The 12,135-nt window shown below is 41.0% G+C and carries 12 protein-coding genes; all 12 read right to left on the bottom strand.

Annotation, left to right across the window (positions count from 1 at the left end; all coding sequences use genetic code 11):
- Position 1: 1 nt before the first annotated feature.
- The 12 genes from LQ777_RS30045 to LQ777_RS30100 all read right to left on the bottom strand — a co-directional run bounded on the left by LQ777_RS30045 (position 2) and on the right by LQ777_RS30100 (position 12,134).
- Positions 2 to 2,191, bottom strand: a complete 2,190-nt coding sequence (locus LQ777_RS30045; RefSeq protein ID WP_232564038.1) for an NHLP family bacteriocin export ABC transporter peptidase/permease/ATPase subunit — start codon at positions 2,189 to 2,191, stop codon at positions 2 to 4.
- Between the two features lie 14 nt (positions 2,192 to 2,205).
- Positions 2,206 to 3,468 carry an NHLP bacteriocin system secretion protein gene (locus LQ777_RS30050; RefSeq protein WP_232564039.1) on the bottom strand — a complete coding sequence of 421 codons (1,263 nt, stop codon included), beginning with the start codon at positions 3,466 to 3,468 and terminating at the stop codon, positions 2,206 to 2,208.
- 4 nt (positions 3,469 to 3,472) lie between these two features.
- Positions 3,473 to 5,044, bottom strand: coding sequence for a TolC family protein (locus LQ777_RS30055; protein WP_232564040.1), 1,572 nt, complete (start codon positions 5,042 to 5,044; stop codon positions 3,473 to 3,475).
- A gap of 20 nt (positions 5,045 to 5,064) precedes the next feature.
- Complete coding sequence (locus LQ777_RS30060; RefSeq protein WP_232564041.1) at positions 5,065 to 5,586, bottom strand: cyclic nucleotide-binding domain-containing protein; 522 nt, start codon at positions 5,584 to 5,586, stop codon at positions 5,065 to 5,067.
- Positions 5,587 to 5,705: 119 nt separating this feature from the next.
- The gene (locus tag LQ777_RS30065) at positions 5,706 to 6,359 is read right to left on the bottom strand and encodes a helix-turn-helix transcriptional regulator (protein ID WP_232564042.1); all 654 of its coding nucleotides are present in this window, start codon (positions 6,357 to 6,359) and stop codon (positions 5,706 to 5,708) included.
- A gap of 210 nt (positions 6,360 to 6,569) precedes the next feature.
- Entirely contained in the window at positions 6,570 to 6,821 is a 252-nt protein-coding gene (locus LQ777_RS30070; protein ID WP_232564043.1) for a redox-active disulfide protein 2, read from the bottom strand.
- A gap of 175 nt (positions 6,822 to 6,996) precedes the next feature.
- The gene (locus LQ777_RS30075) at positions 6,997 to 8,532 is read right to left on the bottom strand and encodes a type 2 lanthipeptide synthetase LanM (RefSeq protein WP_232564044.1); all 1,536 of its coding nucleotides are present in this window, start codon (positions 8,530 to 8,532) and stop codon (positions 6,997 to 6,999) included.
- A 45-nt stretch (positions 8,533 to 8,577) separates the two neighbouring features.
- Positions 8,578 to 9,189: a class I SAM-dependent methyltransferase gene (locus LQ777_RS30080; RefSeq protein WP_232564045.1), complete on the bottom strand. Its 612-nt coding sequence runs from the start codon at positions 9,187 to 9,189 to the stop codon at positions 8,578 to 8,580.
- A gap of 65 nt (positions 9,190 to 9,254) precedes the next feature.
- The gene (locus LQ777_RS30085; RefSeq protein WP_232564046.1) at positions 9,255 to 10,445 is read right to left on the bottom strand and encodes a glycosyltransferase family protein; all 1,191 of its coding nucleotides are present in this window, start codon (positions 10,443 to 10,445) and stop codon (positions 9,255 to 9,257) included.
- Positions 10,446 to 10,997: 552 nt separating this feature from the next.
- A complete protein-coding gene (locus LQ777_RS30090) occupies positions 10,998 to 11,351 on the bottom strand; it encodes a TOMM propeptide domain-containing protein (RefSeq protein ID WP_232564047.1) in 354 nt (117 codons plus the stop codon).
- Between the two features lie 38 nt (positions 11,352 to 11,389).
- On the bottom strand, positions 11,390 to 11,725 hold the full coding sequence (locus LQ777_RS30095; protein WP_232564048.1) for an NHLP leader peptide family RiPP precursor: 336 nt from the start codon (positions 11,723 to 11,725) through the stop codon (positions 11,390 to 11,392).
- Positions 11,726 to 11,897: 172 nt separating this feature from the next.
- Positions 11,898 to 12,134 (bottom strand): hypothetical protein, encoded by a 237-nt coding sequence (locus tag LQ777_RS30100; protein ID WP_232564049.1) that lies wholly within the window; start codon positions 12,132 to 12,134, stop codon positions 11,898 to 11,900.
- Position 12,135 lies beyond the last annotated feature (1 nt).

Here is a 12,135-nt window from a genome sequence, read left to right on the forward strand (position 1 = left end):
TTTATTTCGTTTCGATCAGGTGGGCGTACACTCCATTTTTCTTTACCAGCTCCTGATGGGTGCCCCGCTCTACGACTTTGCCATATTCCATCACAATAATTTCATCGCAGTCGATAATGGTGCTGAGCCGGTGCGCGACAATCAGGCACGTACAGCCCCGCTTCTTGATATTATCCATGACAATCTTTTCGGCCGTGGGGTCCAGCGCGCTGGTGGCTTCGTCCATAATCAGGATAGAAGGGTTGGTAGCCAGCGCCCGCGCGATCTCCAGCCGTTGCCGCTGCCCGCCACTAAAGTTGGACCCGCCTTCTGAGACGGCACTGTCGTAGCCATCTTTCCGGACGGATATGATGTCGTGAATGGCGGCATCGCGGGCCGACTGAATGATGTGTTTGTCGGAAATGGTTGAATCCCAGAAGCTGATGTTTTCTTTCACCGTACCCTTGAAGACCAACACTTCCTGATCGATGACGGCCAGCGAGTTCGTGACGACATGCCGCGGAATGACGCTTTTCGATTTACCATCGAAGAGTACTTCACCGCCCCAGATCGGATACAAGCCGGACGCTATTTTGGCCACGGTCGATTTGCCGCTACCCGAGCCGCCAACCAGCGCCACCCGGCTCCCCGGCTTTAGCTTCAGGCTGAAATTTTCGATGAGCGGGGGCATGGTTGTGTTATACCCAAACGTTACGTTTTTCAATTCGAAATAGCCGGTCAGTTTCGTACAGATGCCGTCTGACTGCGCAGCAGCAACAGCCCCCGGCCTGAATTGCTCATCCAGTTCGTAGTTCAGCACGTCGTCGATACGGCCCATATCGCTTTCGGTTTCGTGCAGCATCGTTCCGACAGCAATTAATTGGTTGACTGGCCCGATGAAGTTGCCCATCAGGTAGGTGAAGGATACCAGCGCACCGAGTGTCATTTCGCCATCCATGATCCGTAATGCCCCCAGACCCAGAATCAGCGTTGTGGTCAGCGACATAATCAGCGGGGGCAACACGTTGAGCCGGATGGTGAGCCAGCCTAGTTGCTGCTGCGAATTCATTACCTTGGCCAGGTAGCCAATCCAGTTCGTGAAGAAGTCGTTTTCACGACCCGATGCTTTCAGGGTTTCGATCATGCTGATGCCCGAAGTGGTGGTTCCGAGCAGCTTTCCTGTTTCGTTGCTCAACAGACGGCTTCCGTCTTTCCGGGCTCTGGACACGTACCGGAGTGCCAACACATTCAGCCCCGCCATGCCGATACCGATAAGTGTTAAGGGTACGTCATACGAAAACATCAGAAAGGCGTAGAACAGCACGATAATGACGTTCAGGACCGCATTGGCCAGATCGCCACTGAGTAAACGGGCCACTTTATCGTTGAGCGAAACCCGGTTGCCAATCTCTCCACTGTATCGTTGCGTGAAAAACGAAATGGGCAAATGAAAGACGTGCCATAGGAATTTGCTGGACGTGGTCAGGGCGAGTTTGGTTTCCAGTTTCAGCAGGTAATATTGCTGGAGGTACACCAGAACCGCGTTGACCGTCAGCACCCCACCCATAATTAGCAACAGGGGCATCACAAAGTCGGCATGGCCGTTGACCAGGTATTTGTCGATAAATACCTGGATGAACGATGGAATCACCAGGCCCGGAATGACCAGGAAGAGGCTCGCCAGAAAAATATACGTGATACTCAGCTTTGAATTAGAGACTCGGGTAGCCAATGACGCAGCCAGGCCCCGTTTTTCATTCCCTTTTTCGAAGCGTTCATTCTGTTTAAACGTCAGCACCACACCCGTGTAGGCTTCGTTGAACTCTTCATAGGTAACTGCGTACCGTCCCTGAGCAGGATCGCTCAGGTAGACTTTATCTTTTGAGAAGCCCTCTAAAACCAGAAAGTGGTTGAAATTCCAGAAGATAATGGCTGGCGTTTCAATTTGCATCAGTTTCTCAACCGACTTGGCGTAGCCTTTAGCGTCCAGGCCAAATTCACGGGCCGCTTTAATGATGTTGGTCGCCTTTAAGCCGTCTCGGGAGACACCACAGGCAATTCGCAGCTTTTCGAGGGGTACAAATTTGCCGAAATGGCCCAGGATGATGCTTAAAGCGGCTGCTCCACATTCTACACTTTCCATCTGTAGAACGGTGGGCACCTTAACAGGCCGCGCCTGTTTCCCAATAGGAAAAGTTGTATGGGTTGCCATCTCGAAAACCAGTATCAGTATAGATTGAAGAATTTCTTAAATGCAGGAACGACAATCGAAATTGGATTCTCCTGTTTAATGGTAATCTGGCCCATGCAGGAGGTACCTTCTTTAATGGCAATGTCGGGTCCTTTAGCCGATGTCCACTTGAAGCCGCTGTATGACTCATTATCTTTCTCAAAGACGACATGTACTTCGAAGAGCGGGCCTATTGCCAACAAACCTTTGGCTAGCTGATCATTTTTAACCGACGTCATCATGCCCTGCTGGGTGATCGGGAAGTCAGAAACGTACGTGACCCGGCCCTTGATAAATCCATACTCCTGTGGCTGTACGGTCGATGGCACCACGAAAGCCTCCATATCGCGCTTAATCTTCTTGCCATCCTGCGACGGAATGTAAAGAACACCCTTCAGGCTGGCCAATTGACCTTCTTCCTGATTTTTGAGTTTGAACAGCGGGGTCCCTGGCCCAACCATTACGCCCGCATCAGTGAGCACTTCGACAACTTCGCCACCGTAGGGGCTTTTAATGTTCGACTGTATATCGTAGCGCTCGGTCAGGAACTGAAGACTCCGTTCGGCTTCGGCAATCTGTTGTTTCTGGGTCGCAATGCGTTGTTGCAGCGAATACCCCGCATCGTGCTGCCGGTTGGAGACTTCGGCCAGCTGTACTTTCAGGCGTTCGATTGTATTCTTCGACGCATCGATCTGCTGTTTGGTACCAGCCACCTGCGCTTTCACAATCAACCCCTTTTCGACCAGGTTAACCTCCGATTCAAGCTGATTCGCCAGAAAAGCCAGCTTCTTTTTCTCGGCTTCAATTTCGCCCTGAATACTTAGCCGGTTCTGACTCATCAGCTCCCCTTCCAGCAAAGTGCCTCTGTTGCCGTACGAGATTATTTTGGTCAGTTCGTGTTTGCGTTCCGACAGGGTGGCTTTGGCATTCTCAATCTGCTGAACCAGCTCCGGCTGCTGCACCGTAGCCACTACGGCATCTTTCGCCACGTTATCGCCGATTCTGACCTGTAGTTTTACAAGCTGGCCCTGCGAGGTAGCTACCACTTCATGGACTTCGCCACCCAGTACGACCCCGGTTACATTCAGTTTGGTGCTTACCCGCCCGAAGACCGACCAGCCAATACCCGTAGCCAGCGCGGCAAAGACCACCGAAAGCGTAATCCAGGCTTTAGGACTGGTTACCTTAATCAATTGATCGAGCTTCTCGGGAGTCGACAGTTTTTCCAACGCCGACTGTCTAAAAAATCCTGCTGCCATGACGTTAATTATTGTTTATATCAGGGATGGTATAAAATGCGTTTCTGTCGATCACAAAGCCTTTGTTGTCTGGGGCTACCAGCGTTCCGGTGTCGTGTCTGAGATTGATGATTGCTCGGGCAAATTGCTGGTAAGCCTGTAGGTACCGGAGCTGTGCAGAAGTAAGTCGTTCCTGAAACAGGATCAAACTCAGGATGGTCGTCAGGCCCGACTGGAATTTGACCTGTTCGTCTTTGAACACATCCCGCGTATAGTTAAGGACTTCTTCGGCTTTCTGGAGGTTTGTAACGCTGTTGTCCAGATAGTTCAGGTCGTTACTGACGTCTAGCTCAATAATCCGCTGGATGTTGTTGACCACTACGTTTTGGTCGGTGACAGCCATTTGACTCTTGGTCAGACTGCCTCTCGCCCAGTTGTTATTGACCGGCATAGTGAACGTTAATTTGGCACCAGCTCCAATGTTTCTGCCTTCGTTGTTCGAGAAGGACGCCATCACATCGCTCATTCGATTGCCCGTACTGGCGCTTCCGTACGACACAAACCCAACCAGATCCAGCTGAGGTTTTACGTTGTTTTGTGCCAGTACATACTGCTGTTGCAGAGCCTCGTGGCCATGCCGGGCTGCCATTAGATCGGCTCGTCGCTCTTTGGCAATTCGGATAAAATCAGCTTCGGCAAGCCCTCTTTTGAACGCTGATTCGGAAATTGTCGGGAAATCATTTTCAGGGATATCGATCGACAGGCTTTCCTCCGTGCTTAAGCCGATCACTTTTCCCAACTGTATCCGGGCGTTATACAGGTCTTGCTGAGCCATGATGGTTAGCTTTTCCTGATTAGCTAAATCCGACTTGACCTGTATCAGGTCGCCAGCTGGCTTTTTATCGCCTTTTACCAGCTCTTCAGTTACAGACAGTACGTTCCTGATCCTGTTTTCACTCTGTTTATAGATTTCCAGGCTCTTAAACGCGGTGTAGTAATTCCAGTAAGCCAGTCCAATTTGCCAGATCTCCGATGAGGTGGTAAACTCGTTACCACTCTTTGCATTGAGCACGTAGAGTGAGTTGGCTCGCTCCAAGGCTGTGACAATTGGCCTTCCTTTGCCTCTCAGCAACGGCTGGGTCAACGAAACATTCAGTGTGCTAGTATTACTTCCCAGATACAGACTTATTGGCTGGTTAAAGCTGTTGATCGGATAATTGTTGTTAGCGAACCCGTAGTTGAAGCTAAACTCCGTTAACTGCCCGGTACGTAGCCGCTTCCGTAAACCGGCCGACATATTCAGCGTGTTGTTTAGTAAGATGCTGTTTTCCAAAAAAGCGTTTCGGGGATCAGCCCCCAAAAGCCTGTATTGATTGTTTTGAAACACCAACTCGGAGAACGAGTTAAGGTCAAACGTGCTTCGCTGAATCCGTAGGTCCGCTTCGGCACTACGGATAGCCAATCCGCTCCGTACGAGGGTAGGGTTCTTATCAAACGCTTTTCGGGAAATCTCAAGTAAGTCGCACTTGACCTGGGCGCATACGTCGCTGGTCAATGCCATTACGCCTATCAGAATGCCATATAGACAGTGTCTCATTGCCAGTCGATTTTCAGTTATTAAACTTCCGAGAATCGATGCAACAGCTTGACAAAGCGCGATCCGGCCTGGGCCACACCATCCAGTACTTTAGCGTCTACCAAATCCTCGTCACCAGGGTTACCAAAACCGAGTTGCTCCGTAGTTTTCCGTAGCCGGTTCGACAGAAACAAGGCCAGGGCGTAGTAAAAGTTGGCTCTGAACTCAGCGTTGGTCAACAGCCGCAGATTGATTGTTTCCCGGGCAATTTGATAAATGACAGACGGGGCCGTAACAATCACCGAAACAGATGGTGGAGTCGATTCCAGAAAAGACATTTCACCCACCACTTCGCCAGCTTCCAGCTTGGCAATGCACTCATTGAAATTGTCATTGGCGCAGACAGCTAACTGACCCGATAAAACAATAAACAAACTATCGATAGCTTGCCCTTTATTAATCAGTCGATCTCCTGTTTCCAGTGTTAGTTTATTACCATTCTGGAGCATCCATTCTACATCTCTATCACTAAGATGGCCTAAGAAATACAGTACCCGCTTCATAGAATTTATTGATTTATAGTATATGATTATTGTCTTTAAATACTGTCTAATACTCCACTCAGATGGTCACACCAAAAAGGCCGTCACAACCGATACGGTATGTTGCAACACGTTCGTATTTAGCGGGAAGAGCCTAAAAGTTGCTTAGGCGAAATGCTGTATTGCTCGGCGAAAAGTTTTGAAAAATAATGTACGTCTCTGTAGCCAACCGTATAGGCAATTTGTGAAACAGACTGCTGTACGTAGCTGTCGATCAGTTGCCGGGCTTTATGCAGGCGAAGTATTCTTACGTATTTATTGGGAGTCAACAAAATTAGGTTAAGAATCTTGCGGTGTAACTGTCGCTCGCTTATCGCCATCTTATATGATAGTTCGTTTAAGTCCAGATATTCCTGCCTTATGCTGCCGTATACTTCCCGCTCCAGATTTACCAGCCAATCCTGGTCTTTTTTGGCTACTTTCTGGGGCTGCAACTCCCCCAGACACATCTTTCTGACGTTTTCATTGGATTCATAAATATGGAATATATCCGGGCGATCATGGTAGGTCAGGCTCAATGCATTTGTTTTCGCTTTGACCAAAATGTCTTCTACTATATCGCTTATTTCTTTGCTACTGGAAAAAAGAATCTGCTCAATACGTTGCTTATCATACATGCTCCCATTTTTGCTCACATTCATGATAGTCTCCAACGGATTTCTGATGTGTTGAGCAAGTTGCTCCAATGCATTAGGCGAATTCCAGTCAATGGCATTTTTCTTTGCTGTATGCATCGTAAATAGGATGGTGATTAGCGATGGGTAAAGAACAGAAAACGGTACCATGCACTTTCTAACCCGCATGCATCAATTCCTTTGCAGGTAATACAAGTATCAATTTTACTGGAATTCGTCCCGGTGTACATTTGAATTGAACCATTCTATAGTTTTGGACCCCCGCTTATAGCGTCAAAGTATACAATGGACTACCAAGAAGCACACGGATCAAAGGGCAGTTTTTCGGATGCTGAGTTCCTTTCTGATTTCCTTAAGACTTACAAAGTTTAAACCAAGGAGTGGCAACAAGGAGAAGGGAATGACGAGAAAAGGCGTAAAACCTTTTTTGATCGTCAAAAGAATTGTCACAACGAAAAGGACAGTGAGTATACCCGCAAATACAGATGTAGCGGCTATGGTTGTCTTTTCCATCTTCATCAAGCTCTCTATGCTTTTATCTTTATAAGTATTGATCTTCATTGTGGTAATTTTCAATTTACTGATTTATTAGATCTCGTGTATATCAATTACAGAGTATTCTCTATGATAGTATACCATCTGTTTCACAGAGTTGTACCAACAAAGAATTTAACAGAGTACAATTAGTAGAGAAACTACGCTTTACAAAAGTTATAACTTGCACATGAACTGTGCTTTACGACTCTAACCACCGATTAATATAAGTTAACTGTTCATTTTTATGTGCAGATGATAATAAGTCGACTCGGTGAAGTATATTTTGTAAACAATTGTACTGAAATAATCTTAACGATTCGTTACCTTCCAAAAAATTATCCATGCATTGTAAACTAAAAATAGGTATCTCTCCATTGAGCATTTGACTTATTTCAAAATCCAGTATAAACTTAAAATCTTGTCTATTTTCTCCTTTAAAGGCCTTTGACAACAAGTCGTATAGCTTAGACTGATATACTTCATGGCTTGACATAAAAGAAGCTGATCTCATATATTTCAAAATTTTAAAATACACAAAAGTGGGCCTCCATACATATCGCACTTCATTCTTCTTAAATAGTTGAAGAGGAGAGCTATCAGATTTTAACTCATTCTTCGAACCTAAAAACATATCATACGCTTTAGTAAAGCCGCAAATAAAATGCTCTTTGTAATCATTTGCGAAAGTATACGTGCCATTTAATTTTGGAATATTTTTATCCACTATTTTTCTCGTAGCAAAACGAGTAGTTCTTTTAGAATTTATGGTATTAGGATTTATTACTTTTTTTTCTAAATCTATGACTTCAATATTTCCATTTACTCCATACCCTACAATGTCTGAAGGTAACCCAGTGTTTTGGTTTACGATCAAAAAACTTTCTAACACAGAAAAAGGAGGTATTTGATGTTGAACGTCCCACGTCCGAAAAGATTGGTCATTGAAAAAAGGTTGAATAATAGTTTCATGATCAATCATGAAAGGATTACTCCCTGATGCGATTACATTTTCATGATGGCAATCCTTACTACCCAACAGCAAAGTAACCGCTAATAATATCCCTGCTTTATAATAGTATTCTTGTAAATCATCTTCCGAATTTACTTGTTCATAATTAACGAATTCTATCCAACCATAACTTTTACAATCTAATACTTTAAAAGTTTTTATGTTTGTTTTTAGCTTAAAATTAACCCATTCAATAAAAAAATTATAAGAATTTGTTATACCTATATTTCTTGGTTTATATATTAATTTTGTACCATTTGATAAATATACTAAGGCTGTACCTTCACCATTATGGCCATCACCAAGGCATACATCAATATCTATAATTTTACTACTATCTATATTAAATGTTGCTTTTATACTTTCAGAATCTTCTTTAAAACGGCTAATAATATTACAAATATGATTTAAAAAATTAGTAACCTTCAGTTTCAATAATTTATCTAAAACAGGATAAATTATTGCTAAAGACAAATTTATTCTCTCTATAAACTCATCAAAATCAGAACCCCCTTTATCGATAAAATCATCTAATTCTGATTGTAGTGTAACCTCAGCGACAGAGCTTAACTCTTCTAATAATTTATACTCTAATTTATCTTTTACAAGCTGTGTTAATCCTAAATCAAAACTATTTGTAAAGTTTTCTGTATAATGAAAAATAACCTCAACAAATGGAATTGTTTTAAAACTTTCTTTAACAATATAAAAAGATTGTCTAATCATTTTCTATTTACTTATTTAGAATAAACACAGACAAAACTAACCTTACTATCGATTTTTTACATTAGGATTCACTAAAATCCCAAGACCAAAGTGATAGGGATAATTATACATATCATAGCCTGTATCCTTTGAAATATCTATGACAGCACGTCTAACCTCTAGAAAACTTTCAGTATCGTGAAAAATCACACAATCACTATTTTGAGCTGCCCAGAGTCCGCATTCATAAGTTTCTTTATAACTATGAACAATATCAACATGGGCGAAATCATAATAGTTTTTATCATTTGGTATCCAACTTTGATAATCCGACTTAATTAAATCTATATTTTCATAAACGGAAAGCCTGGCTCTTGTTTTATCAAAATGCTCTTTTTTGTTAAATGTATGCTTATCACCCTCAAAGGTATCCACACCTATAACTTTATCAAAATAATTAGACAAAGCCACTGTTGAATAACCAAACTCAACGCCAAATTCAATACAAGATGTTCTATTCAAATTGAACCGAATTAGTATATCTTCAATTATTAATTCCAATCCTCTCCAAGCAGACATAATATTTATCATTCTTTCAGGTTTCTTCTTACTAACTGGCTTATAGATAGGCATGTGTGTACTTGAAACGGGTATATTTACAGCTGTTTCTTGTAACATATTCTTTTAAAATTAATTATATAATATTTATGACAACTTTTATAATTATTTGGAAACGCGTTCTTTCAAGCTAATGCATATTGAACAACTTCCTCCATTTGAAAATTTAATGATGTCTCATTAATTTCAAGCCTCAGTCTATTCATCATGTCGAAATCTATCAACGTATTTTTTTCGAACCTGTTGATCATTTCAAGAAAGATATCCCAATAGTTGGGGTTATCGTCTGGGTGAGGTATATGACCTGAAACGCCAAGTTCTTGTAATCTTTGCGCAATATCTTCTCGATCATAGCAGAGAGTACCCATTGTAAGAGAAGGTACTTTGTTCATAATTGGATAATGGTACATACCTGAACCGCATTGATGGATCACTAAGTTTGAGATTCCACAGATGTGATTTAAGGGAAGTAGTTTATTATAGAAAATCTCTTGTTTGTATACCTCATTTAATTTACAATCACAAGTAGTTATAACAGCGTAGTTGCGGTCTACAAAGAACTTCAGGAAATTTTCTATGGGAGTTCTATCTATTGTACCAGTTGTGATAAAAACTACAGGTTTTTCTTTATTGTTACTCAAAAATTCATCCAATCTGCTGGATAAATCTTTTGAGGGTTTATCCATTATAAGAAGTGGTCCAGAATAAAAATATGAATCTCTGTCTGCTACGTTTTCCGGTAAACTCTCAATTGTTGGTATCCCGGGGATAATCTTGACTTTCGGTTTCACGTATTGTTGCAAAAAGTAGAAATCAGGATTATCATTGATATTAGATAATCCTACATCACTTAGATTTAATATAAATCTAGACTTTTCATTATAATGCCCTTTTTGAATTGAATGAACATGATTACTTTTTCTAAAACGTTCATCAATCGATCTAAAAGTACCAGTTCGTTGAATTGAAATTCGAGGTATGTCATTTTTTTCAGCAATCAGCGGAGATAAAAAAGAATTATCCTCAATTATAAGAGATGGCTTAACTTTATCGTAAGCTTCCTTTTCCATTTCTATAAGACACTCCCTCATATTTGAAACATTTTCAAAGGAGAGGGAAGTATCTTCAATAGCATAATCATAATTTATTGGCACAGACTGCACTCCCTGCATCATGAGAAACTTTTGTATACTACTATTAACTAAAAAAACGTTTTTAAATTCGGCATTTCTCCTCATATACCTCTGCTGAAGAACATACAAAGGAATAAAGTGTGAAAGCCCACCAACAACATAAGGAATAGTTAAAATATTCATCAAGATAAAATTATTTTAGGAGCTAAAAATTAAAATAAAGCTGTCTCATCTAATAAACTTATTGTCACATTCTTTTTTCAGTTTCGTACAAGAAGCGTTTAATACGCGTCAGAACTACTTTTAAAAGCTAAACATTTTACAAAGTATCTTTAATCAAATATATAGTTTAAGCATACGTACTAAGTAAATATTAAGAATAATAAACATAATAAATAACTTTATAAAGCTATTTATTATAAGAAACTTTTAATACGATTTCTTCTATTTTTGCGTCAGATAATCATTTCAATCGTAATGAACTATAATTGGAATATACAAAAACCATGAAATATAAATATTCAGATAAGACTTTTCGAATTTAAATTATTAATTGAAATATATAAATAACTGAACTATTGATAAATATTCATTATCTATACTAAATAAAAACTAAATTTTGTTTAGCTTCCAGTTTCATCGTTTATACTTATTAACATTTCTGTAATAAGACATCAAACAGCCATTCATAAAGAATGGCTGTTTGATAATTCAAGGCTTTTTGTAGCTATAAGATTAATCAGAAAGAGCCCAACATACTGCATACCCAATGGCAACGCCAAGCACATATGCACCACACACCATAGAAGTTCCTCCAGAAATTGTTTCTAACTGCTCTTCAGTTAATACTAGATCATCAAAGTTGGGTTTTGCTGGAATGTTGAAATAAACCAGAGACTCATCCGTTTGATCTTCTACGACAATTCTTTTATCAACAAGCATCGTTACGTTTTTCCCAGTAACTTGCTCGATTGTCGCCACAGGATTTTTTATTAATTGCTCTTTGAAAGCTGAACTTTCCCAAGCTTTCTGAGCCAAAGTTTTCATTAGCTCTATACCTGTTTCTTGTTGTTCTATTGTATTATTCATAATTTTTAATTTTTTATATTATTTTAGTTATTCGTGAGTTATTCGTGAGTTGCTGACCAAAGAGCTATCCCAACTACAAACCCGTAACCTATCGCACAAAAGGGGGTCGAGCCACCTGCAACCATTTCCAGTTGCTCTTCATTTAATTCTAAATTATTAGTATCTACTTGGGTAGGAATGTTAAAGTAAACCGTAGAATTGTCTGTTTGGTCCACTACTACCAGTTTTTTACCTTCGGGCAAATTAATTTTATGACCCGTGAGCCTTTCCATCGCTCCCACTGGATTTGTCATCAATTCACTCTTAAACTGAGTATCTTCCCAAGCCTTCTGAATGACTTGAGCATTCAAATTTTGTTCTTGTATAAATTCCATTTGTTCTGGTTATTTAATTTATAACTATTCTAGTTGTCTTAAACTCTTTTAGTAAAACATTCTTTTTGAGACTCTGAAATAGGTAGGGGGTGCGTTACTGAATTATATCATCCAGAAACGTCTATGCCAATAAAAGGCCAGATAGTATCATCCCTATAGCTCCTAGCTAATTTTAGTTTAATTCTACATCTTCCATTTTAGGCTTGCTTGGAAGGTTAATGTACACCGCAGACTCGTCGGTCTGGTCACGTACCACCAGCGTTTTGCCTTGAGGCAGATTTAGCTTCTGACCCGTCAGTTTTTCGATAGCTACTGTAGGGTTAGCTATCAACTCACTTTTGAATTGGGTATCTTCCCAGGCTTTTTGTACGATTTCTGCGTACAGCTTTTGATCTTGTAGAAAATTCATG

Origin of the sequence: Spirosoma oryzicola (assembly GCF_021233055.1) — a bacterium.
In the GTDB taxonomy this organism is placed as follows: domain Bacteria; phylum Bacteroidota; class Bacteroidia; order Cytophagales; family Spirosomataceae; genus Spirosoma; species Spirosoma oryzicola.